The 19,750-nt window shown below is 62.5% G+C and carries 16 protein-coding genes and 1 pseudogene; 12 read left to right on the top strand and 5 right to left on the bottom strand.

What is annotated here, in order from left to right; all coding sequences use genetic code 11:
* Positions 1-4 precede the first annotated feature (4 nt).
* The 5 genes from AC193Q_RS04865 to AC193Q_RS04845 all read left to right on the top strand — a co-directional run bounded on the left by AC193Q_RS04865 (position 5) and on the right by AC193Q_RS04845 (position 5,865).
* Complete coding sequence (locus tag AC193Q_RS04865; protein ID WP_483879231.1) at positions 5-931, top strand: 4-hydroxyproline epimerase; 927 nt, start codon at positions 5-7, stop codon at positions 929-931.
* Positions 932-982: 51 nt separating this feature from the next.
* A complete protein-coding gene (locus AC193Q_RS04860; RefSeq protein ID WP_047294039.1) occupies positions 983-1,930 on the top strand; it encodes a dihydrodipicolinate synthase family protein in 948 nt (315 codons plus the stop codon).
* Positions 1,931-1,988: 58 nt separating this feature from the next.
* Entirely contained in the window at positions 1,989-3,566 is a 1,578-nt protein-coding gene (locus AC193Q_RS04855) for an aldehyde dehydrogenase (NADP(+)) (RefSeq protein ID WP_483879230.1), read from the top strand.
* Between the two features lie 2 nt (positions 3,567-3,568).
* A complete protein-coding gene (locus AC193Q_RS04850; RefSeq protein WP_483879229.1) occupies positions 3,569-4,834 on the top strand; it encodes an NAD(P)/FAD-dependent oxidoreductase in 1,266 nt (421 codons plus the stop codon).
* Between the two features lie 68 nt (positions 4,835-4,902).
* Positions 4,903-5,865 (top strand): Dyp-type peroxidase, encoded by a 963-nt coding sequence (locus tag AC193Q_RS04845; protein WP_315438413.1) that lies wholly within the window; start codon positions 4,903-4,905, stop codon positions 5,863-5,865.
* Between the two features lie 27 nt (positions 5,866-5,892).
* On the opposite strand, the gene AC193Q_RS04840 is transcribed toward AC193Q_RS04845, so the two are convergent.
* From AC193Q_RS04840 to AC193Q_RS04830, 3 genes are all read right to left on the bottom strand, one after another.
* Positions 5,893-7,881, bottom strand: coding sequence for a peptidase U32 family protein (locus AC193Q_RS04840; RefSeq protein ID WP_047294032.1), 1,989 nt, complete (start codon positions 7,879-7,881; stop codon positions 5,893-5,895).
* Positions 7,882-8,031: 150 nt separating this feature from the next.
* On the bottom strand, positions 8,032-8,196 hold the full coding sequence (locus AC193Q_RS04835; RefSeq protein ID WP_179294925.1) for a hypothetical protein: 165 nt from the start codon (positions 8,194-8,196) through the stop codon (positions 8,032-8,034).
* Positions 8,197-8,305: 109 nt separating this feature from the next.
* Complete coding sequence (locus tag AC193Q_RS04830; RefSeq protein WP_042559423.1) at positions 8,306-8,548, bottom strand: DUF465 domain-containing protein; 243 nt, start codon at positions 8,546-8,548, stop codon at positions 8,306-8,308.
* Between the two features lie 203 nt (positions 8,549-8,751).
* Between AC193Q_RS04830 and AC193Q_RS04825 the strand changes: the two genes are divergently transcribed.
* Positions 8,752-9,273, top strand: a complete 522-nt coding sequence (locus AC193Q_RS04825; RefSeq protein WP_121185148.1) for a DUF4142 domain-containing protein — start codon at positions 8,752-8,754, stop codon at positions 9,271-9,273.
* Between the two features lie 62 nt (positions 9,274-9,335).
* On the opposite strand, the gene AC193Q_RS04820 is transcribed toward AC193Q_RS04825, so the two are convergent.
* Positions 9,336-9,602, bottom strand: coding sequence for a hypothetical protein (locus AC193Q_RS04820; protein WP_047294029.1), 267 nt, complete (start codon positions 9,600-9,602; stop codon positions 9,336-9,338).
* A 251-nt stretch (positions 9,603-9,853) separates the two neighbouring features.
* On the opposite strand from AC193Q_RS04820, the pseudogene AC193Q_RS04815 reads away from it, so the two are divergent.
* The 6 genes and pseudogenes from AC193Q_RS04815 (at position 9,854) to AC193Q_RS04790 (ending at position 15,280) form a co-directional block, all read left to right on the top strand.
* A pseudogene (locus tag AC193Q_RS04815) lies at positions 9,854-10,704 on the top strand (STAS domain-containing protein).
* Positions 10,705-10,708: 4 nt separating this feature from the next.
* On the top strand, positions 10,709-11,071 hold the full coding sequence (locus AC193Q_RS04810) for an STAS domain-containing protein (RefSeq protein WP_041072523.1): 363 nt from the start codon (positions 10,709-10,711) through the stop codon (positions 11,069-11,071).
* Positions 11,068-11,472 carry an anti-sigma regulatory factor gene (locus tag AC193Q_RS04805; protein ID WP_041072521.1) on the top strand — a complete coding sequence of 135 codons (405 nt, stop codon included), beginning with the start codon at positions 11,068-11,070 and terminating at the stop codon, positions 11,470-11,472. The genes AC193Q_RS04810 and AC193Q_RS04805 overlap by 4 nt, the downstream gene beginning before the upstream one ends.
* The gene (locus tag AC193Q_RS04800; protein WP_483879620.1) at positions 11,469-12,479 is read left to right on the top strand and encodes an ATP-binding protein; all 1,011 of its coding nucleotides are present in this window, start codon (positions 11,469-11,471) and stop codon (positions 12,477-12,479) included. The genes AC193Q_RS04805 and AC193Q_RS04800 overlap by 4 nt, the downstream gene beginning before the upstream one ends.
* Positions 12,472-13,347 (top strand): sensor histidine kinase, encoded by an 876-nt coding sequence (locus AC193Q_RS04795; protein ID WP_239777386.1) that lies wholly within the window; start codon positions 12,472-12,474, stop codon positions 13,345-13,347. The genes AC193Q_RS04800 and AC193Q_RS04795 overlap by 8 nt, the downstream gene beginning before the upstream one ends.
* Positions 13,337-15,280 (top strand): response regulator, encoded by a 1,944-nt coding sequence (locus AC193Q_RS04790; protein ID WP_483879228.1) that lies wholly within the window; start codon positions 13,337-13,339, stop codon positions 15,278-15,280. The genes AC193Q_RS04795 and AC193Q_RS04790 overlap by 11 nt, the downstream gene beginning before the upstream one ends.
* A 1,678-nt stretch (positions 15,281-16,958) precedes the next feature.
* Here the strand turns inward: AC193Q_RS04790 and AC193Q_RS04785 are convergent.
* Complete coding sequence (locus AC193Q_RS04785) at positions 16,959-19,592, bottom strand: excinuclease ABC subunit UvrA (protein ID WP_483879227.1); 2,634 nt, start codon at positions 19,590-19,592, stop codon at positions 16,959-16,961.
* Positions 19,593-19,750 lie beyond the last annotated feature (158 nt).

The raw sequence follows: 19,750 nt of genomic DNA, 5'->3' as shown, positions 1-19,750 counted from the left end.
GTTCATGAAACGACTGCACATCATCGACTCCCACACCGGCGGCGAACCCACGCGTCTGGTGATGAAAGGCTTCCCCGACCTGCCCGGCAACAGCATCGCCGAGCAGCGCGATGCCTTGCGCGAAGGCTACGACCAATGGCGCCGCGCCTGCCTGCTGGAACCGCGCGGCAACGACGTGCTGGTCGGCGCGCTGTACTGCGCGCCGGTCTCGCCGGACGCCACCTGCGGGGTGATTTTCTTCAACAACGCCGGTTACCTCGGCATGTGCGGCCACGGCACTATCGGCCTGGTCAACTCGCTGCATTATCTGGGCCGCATCGAACCGGGCGTGCACACGATCGACACTCCGGTCGGGCCGGTCAGCGCGACCCTGCACGAGGACGGCGCGGTGACCCTGGGCAACGTCCCGGCGTACCGCTACCGCAAACAGGTGCCGGTGGACGTGCCCGGTTACGGTCGCGTGTTCGGCGATATCGCCTGGGGCGGCAACTGGTTTTTCCTGGTTTCCGAACACGGCCAGGACCTGCAGATGAGCAACGTCGAGGCCCTCACTGATTACACCTGGGCGATGCTCAAGGCCCTGGAAGCCCAGGGCATTCATGGCGAGGACGGCGCGCTGATCGATCACGTCGAACTGTTCGCCGACGATGCCAAGGCCGACAGCCGCAATTTCGTCATGTGCCCAGGCAAGGCCTACGACCGCTCGCCCTGCGGCACCGGCACCAGCGCCAAACTGGCGTGCCTGGCCGCCGACGGCAAACTCGCCGAAGGCCAAGTCTGGACGCAAGCGAGCATCACCGGCAGCCAGTTCGAAGGGCGCTTCGAATGGCACGGCGAACGCGTGCGCCCGTTCATCACCGGGCGCGCCTACATGACCGCCGACGCCACCCTGCTGATCGACGAGCAGGACCCTTTCGCGTGGGGCATCTGACCTGCCCCGCTTTTTTACCGATCTGAATGAATGTCCCGAGGAGCTACAACAATGAGCGATAACATCTTCACTGGCTGCATTCCCGCGCTGATGACCCCGTGCACCGCCGCACGCAAACCGGACTTCGACGCCTTGGTCGCCAAAGGTCGCGAACTGATCGATATCGGCATGAGCGCGGTGGTTTACTGCGGCTCGATGGGCGACTGGCCGTTGCTGACCGAGGCCGAACGTCAGGAAGGCGTGGCGCGGCTGGTGGCCGCCGGGGTACCAACCATCGTCGGCACTGGCGCGGTCAACAGCCGTGAAGCGGTGTCCCACGCCGCCCACGCTGCAAAAGTCGGCGCCCATGGCCTGATGGTGATTCCACGCGTGCTGTCCCGTGGTGCTTCGGCGACTGCGCAAAAAGCCCACTTCGCCGCGATCCTCAAGGCCGCACCGAACCTGCCGGCGGTGATCTACAACAGCCCTTACTACGGCTTCGCCACCCGCGCCGAGCTGTTCTTCGAACTGCGCCGCGAGTATCCGAACCTGATCGGTTTCAAGGAATTCGGCGGCGGCGCCGACTTGCGCTACGCCGCTGAGAACATCACCTCGCAGGACGATGCCGTGACCCTGATGGTCGGCGTCGATACGCAAGTGGTGCACGGTTTCGTCAACTGCAACGCCACCGGCGCGATCACCGGCATCGGCAACGCTTTACCGCGCGAAGTCCTGCAACTGGTGGCGCTGAGCAAACAAGCGGCCAAGGGCGACGCCAAGGCCCGACGTCTGGCGCGCGAACTGGAAGCAGCGCTGGCAGTGCTGTCGTCGTTCGATGAAGGCTGCGATCTGGTGCTGTATTACAAGCACCTGATGGTGCTCAACGGCGACCGCGAATACGCCCTGCACTTCAACGAAACCGACGCCTTGAGCGATGCCCAGCGTCGTTACGCCGAGACCCAGTACGCGCTGTTCCGTCAGTGGTACAAAAACTGGTCCGCCGAGCAGAACCTCGCCTGATCGCAGTCCCTGCCCCGGTGCGATATCGGGGCCTCACCTCTTTTATCAAGGAAGCGCCATGACTCTGACAGGCCACATGTTGATCGGCGGCCAAGGCATTGCCGGCAGCCGTGAAGCGATCCGTGCGATCAACCCCGCCACCGATGCGGTTCTGGAACCCGCGTACGCTGGGGGCAGCAGCGAGCAGGTCGACCAGGCCTGCGAACTCGCGTGGCAAGCGTTTGATCCATATCGCGAGACATCCCTCAGTGCTCGCGCCGAATTTCTCGAAACCATCGCCGATGAGATCGAAGCCCTCGGTGATGCGCTGATTGACCGCGCCGTGGCCGAAACCGGCCTGCCGCGCGCACGGATTCAAGGCGAACGCGGACGCACCTGCGGACAATTGCGCACTTTTGCCCGCACCGTCCGCGCTGGCGAATGGCTGGACGTTCGCGTCGATCAGTCACAACCACAACGCCAGCCACTGCCACGCGCGGATCTGCGCCAGCGGCAGATCGCGCTGGGGCCAGTGGCGGTGTTCGGCGCCAGCAACTTTCCGCTGGCGTTCTCCGTGGCGGGCGGCGACACCGCGTCTGCACTGGCCGCCGGTTGCCCGGTGATCGTCAAGGCGCACAGCGCGCATCCCGGCACAAGCGAACTGGTCGGCGAAGCGCTGGCTCGCGCCGTGAAAAAGTGCGCGTTGCCCGAAGGTGTGTTCTCCCTGCTGTTCGGTTCCGGCAATGAAGTGGGGATTGCGCTGGTCAGCGATTGGCGCATCAAGGCTGTGGGCTTCACCGGCTCGCGCAGTGGCGGCCTTGCCTTGAGCCGAGCGGCGCAGGCACGGCCGGAACCGATTCCGGTGTACGCGGAAATGAGTTCGATCAATCCAGTGTTGTTGTTTCCCGCAGCGCTAGCCGCTCGCGGTGAGGCGTTGGCGCAAGGCTTTGTCGCCTCGCTGACTCAGGGCGCCGGGCAGTTCTGCACCAATCCCGGGTTGGTCATCGCTCGCCAAGGCGCGGCGCTGGACGCTTTCATCGCCGCTGCCGCCGAGCTGATCGAGCGCAGCCCCGCGCAGACCATGCTCACGCCAGGGATCTTCCGCGCGTATGAAACTGGCGTCGGCGCGCTGGCCGAACATCCGCAGGCACAACGCCTGGCGAGCGGTCTTGCAGCTGAAGGCCCTAATCAGTGTCAAGCGCAGTTGTTCCTCACTCAGGCGCAGAACGTCCTCGCTGACGTGCGCCTGCAAAGTGAAATTTTCGGCCCGGCGTCGCTGATCGTACGTTGCGCCAATGACGATGAAATCCGTCAGGTCTGCGAGCATCTCGAAGGCCAGTTGACCGCCACACTGCAACTGGATGACGCTGATCTGGAACGTGCCCGGGCCTTGTTGCCGACACTGGAACGCAAGGCCGGACGCCTGCTGGTCAACGGCTGGCCGACCGGGGTCGAAGTGTGCGATGCGATGGTGCATGGCGGGCCGTTCCCGGCGACGTCGGACGCGCGCAGCACCTCGGTCGGCACCGCGGCGATTCTGCGTTTCCTGCGCCCGGTGTGCTATCAGGACTTTCCTGACGGTTTGCTGCCGCTACCGTTGCAACAGGCAAATCCGCTGCACTTGCGGCGCTTGCTCGACGGCCAGAGGGAAGCCTGAACATGCCGGACAACCTCACAGCAGACCACGCCGATATCGCCGTGATCGGTGCCGGCATCATCGGCGTCGCCTGCGCTCTGCAACTGGCGCGCCAGGGTAAACGGGTGGTGGTCATCGACAAGCAGCCGCCCGGTCATGGCGCCTCGTTCGGCAACGCCGGACACTTGGCCACCGAGCAGGTGTTTCCGATTGCCGACGCGTCGATCCTCAAGCGTCTGCCGGCGATGCTGATGGACCCGATGGGCCCGCTGCGACTGGACTGGAAATACCTGCCGTGCGCCGTGCCGTGGTTCACCCGCCTGCTGCTGAACCTGCGTCCGGCGCCGTTCCGGCGCACCATCGCAGGCCTGCGTGCGCTCAACGAAAGCAGTCTGGACGCCTGGAAGCGCCTGCTGCACAGCATTGCCCGCCCCGACCTGCTCAAGGAGGACGGCTCGCTGCTGGTGTTCGAGCGTGCCGAATCGCGACAAGCCGTCGACGCCTTGCAGGCGCGCATGCGTCAGCAGCAGGTGCCGGTGGACTTCTGGTCCGCCAACGTCGTCAGGGAGCGCGCGCCGCAGCTCAGCGAGCAGATTCAGGGCGGGTTGTTCTACCCGCATACCGGGCACTTTCTCGACCCGTATCAGGTGGTGTGTGAACTGGTGAGTGCGGCGAAAACGGCCGGCGTGCAGTTCATTCAGCAGGACGTTCAGGGCGGCCAGTTGCAGGCGCATGGCGTGTCGTTGCTTACCGATCAGGGGCGTTTCAGCGCGCGGCAGGTGCTGATCGCCTGTGGTGCGCATTCGGCAAAGCTCACCGCCGCGCTGACCGGCAAGCAGGTGCCGCTGGACACCGAGCGCGGCTATCACCTGATGTTGCCGCACGAGCACGGGCGCCTGCCGTTTGCGGTCACGTCACTGGAGCGCAAGTTCATCATGACGCCAATGACCGGCGGCCTGCGCCTGGCCGGTACGGTGGAGTTCGCCGGCCTGCAGCGCCCGCCGTTCATGCAGCGCGCCTGGCAATTGCATCGCTTGAGCAAAGGTTTGTTCCGCCATGATTTGAACGCTGAAGACGCGACGCCGTGGATGGGCTTTCGTCCGTCGCTGCCGGACTCGCTGCCGGTCATCGACCAGGTTTGCGACGGCAAGGTGCTGCTCGCCTTCGGCCATCAGCATCTGGGGCTGACGCAGGCGGCGGTGACTGCTGAGATGATTGCGCAACTGGCGTCACCCTCGACCAATTCCGGCGTGCCGACGATGGATGCCTATCGACTGGGTCGCTTCTGAGATACCGATGAAACGTTTTTGGTTTCATACTGAGCGCCGACCTTGGCCCCGCGCATATGGAACCGACGATGACCTCAGCAATGGATACCCCCGAGCCGCAAGCGATCTGCAACCCCATCACCAGCAGCGCGATCTTCATCGTCGCCACGTTGCTGCCCGGGAACGACGCCGCCAGTCAGGTGCGCGGCTGGTGCGGCGACATCGCCGCCCTCACCCGTTCGGTCGGCAAACGCGTGCCCAACGGCAACCTGTCGTGTGTCTGCGGGTTCAGCGCCAGCGCCTGGGACTCCCTGTTCGGCAGCCCGCGCCCGGCCTCGCTGCATCCGTTTCGTGAGTTCGGCGTCGAGGGCCGCCGTGCGGTGGCGACGCCGGGGGACATTCTGCTGCACATCCGTGCCGAGCAGATGGACCTGTGCTTCGAACTGGCCACGCAGCTATGCAGCGCACTCAACGGCGCAATCACGGTGGTCGATGAGGTGCAGGGTTTCCGCTACTTCGACATGCGCAGCATCATCGGTTTCGTTGATGGCACCGAGAACCCGGTGGGCCGCAAGGCCGATCACTTCACACTGATCGGCAACGAAGATCCGGCGTTCGAATCCGGCAGCTATGTGCTGGTGCAGAAGTACCTGCACAAGATGCAGGCGTGGAATGCGTTGAGCGTCGAGGCTCAGGAGAAGGTGATCGGCCGCACCAAACTGGCTGACATCGAACTCGGTGAGGAGGTCAAGCCGAGCAACTCCCACAGCGCCCTGACCACCATCACCAAGGACGGCCAGGAGCAGAAGATCCTGCGCGACAACATGCCGTTCGGTCGCCCGGGGGCTGGCGAGTTCGGCACTTATTTCATCGGTTACGCGCGCTCGCCGGAACCGATCGAGCAGATGCTGGAGAACATGTTTGTCGGCAAACCTGCCGGCAACTACGACCGTTTGCTGGACTTCAGCACGGCAGTCACCGGAGGTTTGTTTTTTGTACCATCAGCCGACTTGCTCGAAGACCTCGCGGAGCGCGAGCCCGAGCAGGCGTGACAGCGTTGTGCCACGCTCGCCCGTCACTCAGTGTGGCGCGCGCGGGATGGTTTTCAGCAGGTCTTCGGGGCTGATGTGGCCCACCACGCTGCCCGGCTGCGGCATGTTGAGGATGTGGCCTTTCATCTTGCCGATGATGTGCATCTCGCACGGCTTGCAGTCGAACTTCAGGGTCAGCACCTCGTCGCCGTGAATCAGCTGCATCGGCGCGACTTTGGTGCGCACGCCGGTCACGCCCTTGGCCTGTTTCGGGCACAGGTTGAACGAGAAACGCAGGCAGTGCTTGGTGATCATCACCGGCACTTCACCGGCTTCTTCATGGGCCTCGTAAGCCGCATCGATCAGCTTCACGCCGTGGCGGTGATAGAAGTCGCGGGCCTTCTGGTTGTAGACGTTGGCCAGGAACGACAGGTGCGACTCCGGGTACACCGGCGGCGGCGTGGTTTCGGCCTTGCGGCTGCCACGCGGGTGCGCCGCAACGCGGGCGGCGGTCAGCGCTTCGATGACTTCGCGACGCAGGGCTTTGAGCTGCGAGTTCGGAATGAAGAATGCCTGCGGTGCGTCCAGTTTCACGTCGATGGCGTGATATTGGGTAGTGCCGAGCTGGCCGAGCAGATCCTGCAATTGCTCCAGCGCCTGCTCCGGCTTGTTGGCCACCCCGAACGGGCCGTTCAAGGTCACGCTGGCGCTGATGCCCTCTTCACTGGTGGCGGTCAGTTCCAGCAGCTCTTCACGCAGACGCGCCACCCAGCTCAGGGCCACGCGGCGTTCGGCGGAGGTCTTCAGCAGTGCCTGTTGCCAGTTGTGGTCGAGGTTGCGGTTCAGCGGATGGTTCGGGCGCAGCTTGTACAGGCCTTCGGGCATTTCGTTCGGCTCGACGCGGTAGCGGTAGCGCTTCTCGCCGTCTTCTTCGAACTCGCCTTTCGGCTCGGCGATGTTGGCGCGGAAACCCACCACTTCACGCTTGACCAAAACGTTGAGGCCATCGCCGTTGGACAGCGGCTCCTGCGTCACCACCTGCATGTCACGCTTGCCGACTTTCTCGACGGTGCCCACGGGCAGGCCGGTGAAGGTCGGCGAGTCGAACGCGCCGATGTCGATCTTGCGATCGGTGACGAAGTAGTCGGTGCTGCCACGGTGGAAGGTCTTTTCCGGGTCCGGCAGGAAGAAATGCGCGGTGCGGCCGCTGGAAGCGCGGGCCAGATCCGGACGGTCTTCGAGCACATCGTCGAGACGCTGGCGGTAATAGGCCGTGATGTTCTTCACATAGCCCATGTCCTTGTAACGACCTTCGATCTTGAACGAGCGCACACCGGCCTCGACCAGCGCGCGGATGTTGGCGCTCTGGTTGTTGTCCTTCATCGACAGCAGGTGTTTTTCGTAGGCGATCACGCCACCCTTTTCGTCTTTGAGGGTGTACGGCAGACGGCAGGCCTGGGAGCAGTCGCCACGGTTGGCGCTGCGCCCGGTCTGCGCGTGGGAAATGTTGCACTGCCCGGAGAACGCCACGCACAGGGCGCCGTGGATGAAGAACTCGATGGCAGCATCGGTTTCATCGGCGATGGCGCGGATTTCTTTCAGGTTCAGCTCACGGGCCAGCACCAGTTGCGAGAAACCGGCCTGATCGAGGAACTTCGCCCGCTCCAGGGTGCGGATGTCGGTCTGGGTACTGGCATGCAGCTCGATCGGCGGAATGTCCAGCTCCATCACGCCCAGATCCTGAACGATCAGCGCGTCGACGCCGGCGTCGTACAACTGGTGGATCAGCTGGCGGGCCGGTTCCAGTTCGTTGTCGTGCAGAATGGTGTTGATGGTGGTGAAAATGCGCGCGTGATAACGGCGGGCAAATTCCACCAGTCCGGCGATTTCACTCACTTCGTTGCAGGCGTTGTGGCGCGCGCCGAAGCTCGGGCCACCGATGTACACGGCGTCGGCGCCGTGCAGGATGGCTTCACGGGCGATGGCCACGTCACGGGCGGGGCTGAGCAGTTCCAGGTGATGCTTGGGCAAGGACATAGTTTTTTTAGTCAGGCGGTCACGGTCAAGGCGCGCATTGTAGCCGCGAAACGCCCGAGCGGCACGCTTGTGCTGCCAAGTGGCAAATGTCCCGACGCCACTGAAAGACACATCCCCTGCGATAACCGGCTTGCCAGCGCTCAGGGCCTGTCAATTGCCGGATCGGTCGAACGTGTCCGGATCTTCGTCTTCAGGAAGATCTTCGTCCGGCTCTTCGGGAAACGTGGTGGTGTGCGCCGGGCTGTTGGGCTCAGGATGCGTGGGAACCGGGTCGAAACCGCCCTGCTCTTCACTGGGGAATCTGGGTGTGTTCATGAGGCACCTCGCAAAGAGTCGCTAAATGAAGACTCTGTACATTCGAGGTGCCGAGGGTGGTTGTCGTTCCAGTCAATCCGCAACCGTGGGTCGGCGGATCATCCGGGGATCAGGACGGCGCCTGCAAATGGCTGACTATTTCGTCCTTGACCTTCAGACGCTTCTCTTTGAGTTTTTTCAGTGCGTCGTCGCTGGGGGCGTCCGAGGTGGCCGTTTCGGCCTTGACCACGTCGGCGTCAGCCTGGGAATACTTGTTGATCAGTGAATCCAGTCGTGGATCCTGGGTGCGTTTTTGCTGGATCTCTTCCTTCGTGCAGCTCAAGTCCTGAAACAGGTCATGGGGAACCGGCATGGAACACCTCCGTCAGTTGATCGGCAGCCAACGCGACCGATGCGTCAGCCCGTATCAGAATGGCCTCGGTTGAGGGGTTCTGTCGACCACCTGTCAGACCAGCGGTGGCCGTTCGTCGCCCTGTCGTAAACGCGATCAAACCTTTGCCTGCGCCATTGCCTCCATTACATAACGTCAACAAAAACCTGTGTGGAGAAATACCAATGGACGGATTCAACCTGCGTCACCTCGTTCTGGCTGTCGCGTTGAGCAGCGGCATGGGCAGTGCCTTTGCCGCCACTTCCAACAGTTTCGTCGACAATGCCGCAGCCGGTGGCATTGCAGAGATCGAGACCAGCCGCTTGGCCCTGGAAAAAAGCCAGTCGGCCGACATCAAGGCCTTCGCCAACATGATGATCACCGACCACGGCAAGGCCAACGATGAACTGGCGAGCATCGCCAAGGCCAATGACATCGAGGTGCCGGACAGCACCACCCTGGTCAAGCAGGCCAAGGAGAAGATCCTCGACATGCGTGACGAATCCTTCGATGCGGCCTACGCCAACAACCAGGTCAAAGCCCACGAAGAAACCATCGAATTGTTCAAGAAAGAAGCGAACACGGTGACCGACGACAAGGTCAAGGGCGCCACGGAATTGAAAGCCTTCGCGCAGAAGATGTTGCCGGCGCTGGAAAAACACCTGGCGGCCGCCAAAGAGTTGCAGGCCAAGCACCCAAGCAAGTAACCCGGGCGCTGCACAACGAAAGGCCGCATTGATTAATGCGGCCTTTTGTCATTTCAGCGTGATCAACCGCCGTCAGTATCGATGTCGGCATCGGTTTTCTCACCGGGCTTCGGACGATCGGGCTCAGGTTCGAAACCGGGGCTGAACTCGTTGTCGTTGTCGGTGTGTTTGTTCTTCTGGTCCACCGCAGGGTCAGCGCTCTGGACTTGTTCGCCCTCGCCCTTCGGCGGGATGGGTGAGCTCTGTCCCGGCACTTGCGGATCGATGGCCGGGTCGTTGCGATTGATCGGTTCGGCACCCGGTTGCTGCTGTTGCGATTGCTCGTTCATAGCCACCTCGTTTTTCTAATGCTGGCGCGACTCAAACCCGCCGGCCCTGAATGTTCGAAGCCGCTACACGGCCAACGTTCAAAACATCGCTGGTTTCAGGGGCGCCGACTACAGTTACCGGGGCCTTTCTTGCGCCAGATCAAAAATATCCTTGCGCAACCGAACAACTATTTTGAACGGCAAAGGTCACTGAGTTCGCACCGGTCACTTTTTACAGAACCGGCCCCCATACGCTACGGAGCAACAGGCACATGGCAGCACTGCAGAACAGCACATTCGATGCGATGAAAAACAAACAATCCCAACTGCTGAGCGAATGGATCAACGCCTGGAAGCCAGCGGCGCCACCCGCAACCTCAAGGACCATGACCTGCAACAACAGACCAGCGAATTCCTGCAACTGGTGATCAATGGCTTGCAGGATGACAACGGCACCCACATCAATGCGCCGGGTTGGGAAGCCACCCGCCAGTTCCTCGAAAAGCTTTCCCACAGCCGCGCCCTGCTCGGTCAGGATTCGCAACAGACCGCCAGCTTCATTTTCGCGCTCAAAGGCCCGCTGTTTGCCTTGCTGCAAAGTCACTATCGCGAACAACCGGCACTGCTGGCCGAACAACTCTGGGAGATTTCCGAACTGTTCGACGCCTTCGGCATGCACACCATCCGTACCTTCCAGAAGTCCCGCGAAGCGGTGATCAAACGTCAACAGGAAGAATTGCTGGAGCTCTCCACGCCAGTGGTCAAGCTGTGGGATGGCGTGCTGGCGCTGCCGATGATCGGTACCCTGGACTCGCAACGCACCCAGGTGGTGATGGAGTCCCTGCTGCAACGCATCGTCGACACCGGTTCGGAAATCGCCATCATCGATATCACTGGCGTCCCCACCGTGGATACCCTGGTCGCGCAACACCTGCTGAAAACCGTGACCGCGATTCGCCTGATGGGCGCCGACTGCATCATCAGCGGCGTGCGTCCGCAGATCGCCCAGACCATCGTGCACCTGGGTCTGGACCTGCAAGGCGTGGTCACCAAGGCCAATCTGGCCGATGCGTTGAAACTCGCGCTTACCCGCCTGGGCATCAGCCTCGGCAAAGTGGTCTGAGCCGATGGAGCGTATTCCGATTCTTCAAATGGGCGACTTTCTGCTCGTCACCATCCAGGTCGACATGCATGACCAACTGGCCCTGACCCTGCAGGACGACCTGTCCGAGCGCATCAGCAGGACGTCGGCGCGCGGTGTGTTGATCGATATCTCGGCGCTGGACATGGTCGACTCGTTCATCGGGCGGATGATCGGCACCATCTCCGGCCTGTCAAAAATCATGGACGCCGAAACCATGCTGGTAGGCATGCAACCCGCCGTGGCAATTACCCTGGTCGAACTCGGCCTGACCCTGCCCGGCGTCAGCACCGCGCTGAACGTCGAGCGCGGAATGAAACTGCTGCAGGAACGAGTACGCCAACAATGACCGTACGCAGCAGCGGTACTCAACCGATCAGCATCGAGCAGGACGTGGTGCTCGCCCGGCAGACGGCGCGCAAACTGGCCACCGAATGCGGCATGCGGCTGATCGACCTGACCAAACTGGTGACGGCCGTTTCAGAGCTGGCGCGCAACACCATGGTCTACGGCGGTGGCGGCGACATGGATTGGCAGATCCTCGACGAAAACGCACGTGTCGGCCTGCGCCTGACTTTTCGCGATGAAGGCCCGGGCATTCCCGACATCAAACTGGCGATGACCGATGGCTGGACCTCCGGCAGCGGTCTGGGCCTGGGGCTTACGGGCGCGAAACGGCTGGTCGATGAATTCGAACTGGACACCGAGCCCGGCAAGGGCACTCGAATAACGATCACCCGATGGACATGAATATCGCTGGGTCGCTGACCCAGGTGCTGCTGATCGAAGACAGCAGCCAGATCGGCCACGCCCGGCGCACCGCGCAACGGCTCGCCGAGCAACATGGCTTCGATGCGACCGAAGCCGGACGTGTGGCGCTGGTCGCCACCGAACTGGCCAGTAATGTGCTCAAGCATGCCAGCCGTGGCGAGTTTCATCTGCGGCTGCTACCGCGAACCGGCGGCTTCGGCATCGAAATGCTTGCGGTCGATCGCGCTCAAGGCTTTGACCTGGACGCGTGCCTGACCGATGGCTTTTCCACCGGTGGCACCCAGGGCATCGGGCTGGGCGCCGTGGCGCGCCAGACCGACGTGTTTGACGTTTATGCCGACACCCGTGGCGCGGTGCTGCTGGCGCGTTTGTATCCACGCGCAGACCGTCAGCCCGACCTGCGTTACGGCGTCAGCCAGCACTCACTGCACAACGATCCGGCGTGCGGCGACACCTGGCACCTGGCGTACAACGGTACCAACGTCAGTGCGCTGATCATCGACGGCCTCGGCCACGGTGAAGACGCCGAGCGGGCGGCCAAGGCCGGCGAACAGGTGTTCGCCCAGAGCCCGTTCGCCAGCCCGGTGCTGCTGATGGAGGACATGCACCGCGACATGATCGGCAGCCGCGGTGGTGCTGCCGCGTTCGCGCAGTTCAATGCCGCCCGCGACGGCCTGACCTATACCGGCGTGGGCAACATCGGCGCCAGCCTGATCAGCGCCGACAAGTCGCGCGGGCTGGCCTCTCACCCGGGGATCGTCGGCGGCCAATACCGGAAAGCCCAGCCCTTTGACTATGCTCACGTGAACGGACATCTATTGATCATGTACAGCGACGGCCTGCAGTCCCGTTGGAATCTTCAAGACTACCCCGGTCTGGTGCACCGCCATCCCGCCGTGATAGCCAGCGTCCTGCACCGCGATTTCTGTCGCGGACGCGACGACGTAACGGTGCTGGTCGTTGCCCTGGAGGCCGCCCATGGCTGAGTCGCCCACCCTGAACGCGGCGGAGCAGGCTGCGCTGATCGCCCAGTTGCAAAGCGAGACCGCCGCCCTGCGCGACGAACTCGACGAAACCAACCAGGGCGTGCTTGCGCTTTACGCCGAGCTCGACACCCAGGCCGAACAACTGCGCCAGGCTTCGGATCTGAAAAGCCGTTTCCTGTCGTACATGAGCCATGAGTTCCGCACGCCGCTGGGTTCGATCCTGAGCGTCAACAGTTTGCTCGCCGACGAGCTCGACGGCCCGCTCAGCCCCGAGCAGCACAAACAAGTGGCGTTCGTCAGCAGCGCCGCCCGTGAATTGAGCGACATGGTCGACGACTTGCTCGATCTGGCGAAGATCGAAGCCGGACGAATCAGTATTTCTCCGGCGTGGTTCGACATGTTCGATCTGTTCAGCGCATTGCGCGGCATGTTTCGGCCGATTGTCGATGCATCGGCGGTTGATCTGATTTTCGAAGAGCCGGTCGGATTGCCGCGCCTGTACACCGACGACAAGAAACTCGCGCAGATCCTGCGCAATTTCATTTCCAACTCGCTGAAATTCACCACCCGTGGCGAAGTCCGGGTCTCGGCGCGCCTGGAAGGTGCGGACAGAGTACGTTTTGCCGTCAGCGACACCGGCATCGGTATCGCGCCGGAGCTGCATGGTGCATTGTTCGAGGACTTTTCTCAGGTCGACTCGCCATTGCAGAAACGCCTGCGCGGCACCGGTCTCGGCCTGTCGCTGTGCAAGCGCTTCGCCGCCCTGCTCGGCGGCGAGGTCGGAATGGACAGCAAGCCAGGGGTCGGCTCGACCTTTTTCGTGATCATTCCACTGGCGCTCGCCCTGGAGAATGTCGATGAAACGTGACATCCGTCTGCTGATCGTCGACGACAACGTCGCCACTCGCTACGCCTTGCGCCGGCGTCTGGAGCGCCATGGCTATGAGGTGCTGGAGGCCGGTACCGGCAGCGAAGGCCTGACACTGATCGCCAGCGAAGCGCTCGATGCCCTGATCCTCGACGTCAATCTGCCGGACATGAGCGGTTTCGATATCGTGCGCATTCTGCGGGCTGATGCGCATACCGCGCTGCTGCCGGTGATCCATGTGTCTGCCGCATCGATCCAGACCGGCGACATCATCACCGGGCTGGACGCCGGGGCCGATGCCTACCTGATTCACCCGGTGGACCCGGACGTGCTATTGGCGACCCTGCGCACTTTGCTGCGAGTGCGTGATACCGAAAATGCGCTGCGTGAGAGCGAGGCCCGGTTCCGCGAGATTTTCGTCAATGTCTCGGCGCCGATTGCCGTGCTCGATGCCAACCTGAAAGTGCATGAGTGCAACCACGCCTTCACGCAGATGATTCAGGACAACCGCAACCCGCACACCCTCAGCGAATGCTTCGACGATGACCAGGGCGCGATTCTCGACGAGTTGCGTCTGCGACTGGTCGATGGCGAGCGCTGGAAAGGCACGTTGAACATGCGCGTACAGGGCGAGATTCGTGAAACCGAGTGGCAGATTTCGCCGTACCGCACGCCGCAGCTCAGCCTGGTATTCGTCGAAGACGTCACCGAGCATCGCCACCGCGAACGCTCGCACCTGGCACAGCTGGACGACACCACCACACAACTGGCCAAGGAAGTCGCCGAGCGCGTGCGTGCCGAATCGCAGCTGCTGCAAGTGCAGAAAATGGACGCGCTGGGCAAGCTCACCGGAGGCATTGCCCACGACTTCAACAATCTGCTGACCGGGATCATCACCAGTCTGGAACTGATCCAGAAACGCGTGGCCGATGCGCGTCCGGACAAGGTGCAGTTCTACGCCGAAGCCGCACTGAATTCGGCGATGAGTGCCGCGTCACTCACTCATCGCCTGCTGGCCTTCGCTCGCCAACAGCCATTGGATACCCGACCGGTAGACATCAATGAGCAAGTGCGCTCGCTGGAAGAGTTGCTGATGCGCACCATCGGTGAACGCATCACGCTCAAACTTGAGCTGACCAACAAACCGGCGATTGCCCTGGTCGATCCGGTGCAACTGGAAAGCGCGGTGCTGAACCTGGTGATCAATGCCCGGGATGCGCTGCCCAGAGGCGGCAATATCTGGGTCAACACCTATGCGGCATATTCCCACGGCGACCCGAACCTGGCCGATGGTGCGTATGTGGCGCTGTCGGTGCGCGATGACGGCACCGGTATCGAGCACAGTGTGATCGACAAAGTGTTCGATCCGTTCTTCACCACCAAACCGCTGGGTCAGGGGACCGGTCTGGGGTTGTCGACGATCTACGGTTTCGCCCGCCAGTCCGGCGGCGATGCGCACATCCGCAGCGTGGCACGGCGCGGCACCGAAGTGACCCTCATGCTGCCGGCGACCAACGACCCGACCGGGGCCGATATCCCGGCACCGAAAATTGATCCGCAGGGCGCCGGTGAACATGTCCTGATTGTCGAAGACATGCCGGCGGTGCGCATGTTCGTCACCGAAGTGCTGGAGGATGCGGGTTACCGCTGCACCCAGGCGGCGGATATCGAAACCGCGCTGGAGCGCTTGCAGAATGATTCGACCATCGACCTGTTACTGAGCGACGTTGGCCTGCCGCGCATGAGCGGTCGTGAACTGGCGGACGTGGCGCGGGGCTGGCGTGAAAGCCTGCCGATTCTGTTCATGACCGGTTATGCCGAGACCGCGATCAATCGCCAGGTATTTCTGGGCAGCGGCATGGAAATGCTGGTCAAGCCGTTCCAGATCAGCGAATTGCTGGACAAGGTCCGGCGCACGCTTGATGGCGCCTGACACACCGCCATCGCCAGCAGGCTGGCGCCCACAAGGTTCATGATCACCCGATAACCTGTGGGAGCGGGCTTGCCCGCGATGGCGTCGGCACATCCAGCTTCTCATTGCCTGACATTCCGCTATCGCTGGCAAGCCAGCTCCCACAGGACTGATGCCATCCGCAGGTGTTGTGAACACCGTAAAAACCTGTGGGAGCGGGCTTGCCCGCGATGGCGTCGGTACATTCCGCCTCTCATTGCCTGACATTCCGCTATCGCTGGCAAGCCAGCTCCCACAGGACTGATGCCATCCGCAGGTGTTGTGAACACCGCAAAAAACTGTGGGAGCGAGCTTGCCCGCGATGGCGTCGGTACATCCAGCCTCTCATTGCCTGACATTCCGCTATCGCTGGCAAGCCAGCTCCCACAGGACTGATGCCATCCGCAGGTGTTGTGAACACCGCAAAAAACTGTGGGAGCGAGCTTGCCCGCGATGGCGTCGGTACATCCAGCCTCTCATTGCCTGACCTTCCGCTATCGCTGGCAAGCCAGCTCCCACAGGACTGATGCCATCCGCAGGTGTTGTGAACACCGCAAAAACCTGTGGGAGCGGGCTTGCCCGCGAAGGCGTCGGCACATTCCGCCTCTCATTGCCTGACCTTCCGCTATCGCGGGCAAGCCAGCTCCCACAGGACTGATGCCATCCGCAGGTGTTGTGAACACCGCAAAAACCTGTGGGAGCCGGGCTTGCCCGCGATGGCGTCGGTACATTCAGCCTCTCATTGCCTGACCTTCCGCTATCGCTGGCAAGCCAGCTCCCACAGGACTGATGCCATCCGCAGGTGTTGTGAACACCGTAAAAACCTGTGGGAGCGGGCTTGCCCGCGATGGCGTCGGTACATTCCGTCTCTCATTGCCTGACATTCCGCTATCGCTGGCAAGCCAGCTCCCACAGGACTGATGCCATCCGCAGGTGTTGTGAACACCGCAAAAACCTGTGGGAGCGGGCTTGCCCGCGATGGCGTCGGTACATCCAGCCTCTCATTGCCTGACATTCCGCTATCGCTGGCAAGCCAGCTCCCACAGGACTGATGCCATCCGCAGGTGTTGTGAACACCGCAAAAACCTGTGGGAGCCGGGCTTGCCCGCGATGGCGTCGGCACATTCCGTCTCTCATTGCCTGACATTCCGCTATCGCTGGCAAGCCAGCTCCCACAGGGCTGATGCCATCCGCAGGTGTTGTGAACACCGTAAAAACCTGTGGGAGCGGGCTTGCCCGCGATGGCGTCGGTACATCCAGCCTCTCATTGCCTGACATTCCGCTATCGCTGGCAAGCCAGCTCCCACAGGACTGATGCCATCCGCAGGTGTTGTGAACACCGCAAAAACCTGTGGGAGCGGGCTTGCCCGCGATGGCGTCGGTACATCCAGCCTCTCATTGCCTGACATTCCGCTATCGCTGGCAAGCCAGCTCCCACAGGACTGATGCCATCCGCAGGTGTTGTGAACACCGCAAAAACCTGTGGGAGCCGGGCTTGCCCGCGATGGCGTCGGCACATTCAGCCTCTCATTGCCTGACATTCCGCTATCCCTGGCAAGCCAGCTCCCACAAGGTTTTATGTTGATCAACAGCCTTGTGCACACCGCAAAAAACTGTAGGAGCCAGCCTGCTGGCGATGGGGCCGGTCGGGACGGCGTCGCTATCGGCTCAAGGCCCGCGCCAGAAATGGCGCCGTCCGGCTCTTCTTGCTCGCTGCGACTTTCTGCGGTGTGCCGGCCACGACAATCCGGCCGCCCTGATCCCCGGCCCCCGGGCCGATGTCGATCACCCAGTCACTCTGCGCGACCACACGCATTTCATGCTCGACCACGATGACCGTGTGCCCTGCCGTCACCAGGTTGTCCAGTTGTTCCAGCAGCCGATCGACATCCCGCGGATGCAAGCCGGTGGTCGGTTCATCCAGCACATACAAGGTCGCGCCGCGCTGATTGCGCTGCAGTTCGGTTGCCAGTTTGATCCGCTGTGCCTCGCCACCGGACAGCTCGGTAGCCGGCTGCCCGAGCCGCAGATAACCGAGGCCGATGTCTCGCAGCACTTCCAGCGAACGGCGAATTGCCGGCTGTTCGCCGAACACCTCGACCGCCTCATCCACGGTCAGTTGCAACACCTGCGCAATGCTCAGGCCTTGCCACTGAATCATCAACGTCTGCGGGTTATAGCGCGCGCCATGGCAGGTCGGACACGGTGCATACACGCTCGGCATGAACAGCAACTCAACGCTGACAAACCCCTCACCCTCGCAGGTCGGGCAACGGCCCTTGGCGACGTTGAAGGAGAACTGCCCGGCGTCGTACCCCGCCGCCCGCGCCTCGGGGGTGGCGGCGAACAGTTTGCGGACGTTGTCGAACAGCCCGGTGTAGGTCGCCAGATTCGAACGCGGCGTACGGCCAATCGGCTTCTGATCGACCTGCACCAGTCGTTTGATCGACTCCAGCCCTGAAGTCACCTGACCGCTGCTGGCCTGCGGCGCGTCGTCTTCGAGACTGAGTTCTTCCGGCGCCTCTTCAATCACCGGCCGGCCGAGTTGCGCACCGACCAGTTCGAGCAACGCCAGACTGACCAGACTCGACTTGCCGGAACCCGATACCCCGGTCACCGAGGTGAAACAGCCCAGCGGAAATTCAGCGCTGAGGTTGTGCAGGTTATTGCGGCTGATGCCATCGAGTTTCAGCCAGCCGCTCGGCTTGCGCGCGGTGCGGGTCTGCCGCTGGCTCTCGGCAAACAGATAGGCGCGGGTCTGCGATTCGTCGATCTCGGCCAACCCGGCCGGAGGGCCGCTGTACAACACCTGCCCGCCCTTCTCGCCCGCCGCCGGGCCGACATCGATCAGCCAGTCGGCCCGGCGCATGGTTTCCAGATCGTGCTCGACCACAAACAGCGTGTTGCCATCGGCCTTCAAGCGCTGCAAGGCCTCGAACAGCGCCTCGCCATCGGCTGGGTGCAGGCCGGCGGACGGCTCGTCGAGCACGTAGATCACGCCGAACAGCTGCGAGCCCAATTGTGTCGCCAGACGCAGGCGCTGCAGCTCGCCGGACGACAAGGTCGGCGTGCTGCGCTCCAGCGCCAGGTAACCAAGGCCCAGATCGGTCAGGGTGCTCACCCGTTCCAGCAAGTCCTCGGCAATGCGCTGCGCCGCCAGACGCTTTTCCAGCGACAGGTTCGGCGTGTGGCGTACGTCCGGCGCGCTGGCGTGGCCACTGGCACCGTGGGCGACGCGTTGCTGACGCGCCTCGCGGGTTTGCGCATGGCTGAGGGTTTCACCGCTTTCCTCGGCCAGTTCCAGGTACGTCGCCGCGGCCACGGGCTTCAATACTTCGGCCACTTGCAGCAACGGCATCTGCGACAACTCGCCAATGTCGTAGCCGGCAAAGGTCACCGACAACGCTTCACGCTTGAGGCGCTTGCCGTCACACAACGGGCACTGGCTGCCGAGCATGAATTGCGCAACGCGCTTCTTCATCAGTGCACTTTGCGAGTGGGTAAAGGTGTGCAGGATGTAGCGCCGGGCGCCGGTGAACGTACCCTGATAACTCGGTTCCATCTTGCGTTTGAGCGCGACCCGGGTTTCCTCCGGGGTCAGCCCGGCGTACACCGGCACGGTGGGCGTTTCTTCGGTGAACAGAATCCAGTCGCGCTGTTTTTTCGGCAGCTTCTTCCACGGAATGTCGACGTCGATGCCCATGGTCACAAGAATGTCGCGCAGGTTCTGCCCTTGCCACGCCAGCGGCCAGGACGCCACGGCGCGCTGGCGGATGGTCAGGTCCGGATCGGGCACCATCAGCGCCTCGGTCACTTCGTAGACCCGGCCAAGGCCGTGGCACTCAGGACAGGCGCCCTGCGGCGTGTTCGGAGAAAAATCCTCGGCATAGAGCATCGGTTGCCCCGGCGGATAACTGCCGGCGCGGGAATACAGCATGCGGATCAGGCTGGACAAGGTGGTCACGCTGCCCACCGACGAGCGCGTGCTCGGCGTACCGCGCTGCTGTTGCAAAGCCACGGCGGGCGGCAAGCCTTCGATGGCATCGACGTCCGGCACACCGACTTGATCGATCAGGCGCCGCGCGTACGGCGCCACCGATTCGAAATAGCGCCGTTGGGCTTCGGCGTACAAGGTCGAAAAGGCCAGCGACGACTTGCCCGAACCGGAAACGCCAGTAAACACCACCAGCGCATCGCGAGGGATGTCGACGTCGACGTTCTTCAGGTTGTGCTCACGGGCGCCACGCACCCGGACCATGCCGGCGGGTGCTTTGGAATTACGCTTGGAAGTCATTGGCTGTCCCTGCAGAAAAAATAGGGGCGAAGCTGAACCCTGTGGTGAGGGGATTTATCCCCGATCGCCGGCGCAGTCACTGCAAATGCCATATAGCTGGAAAAATGCAGGGGAGTGCTGCGCACTCCATCGGGGATGAATCCCCTCGCCACAGGGAA

This window comes from Pseudomonas sp. F2, assembly GCF_057174385.1.
The sequence above is the reverse complement of the archived record's forward strand: the minus strand, read 5'-3'. Positions and strand labels throughout refer to the sequence as shown.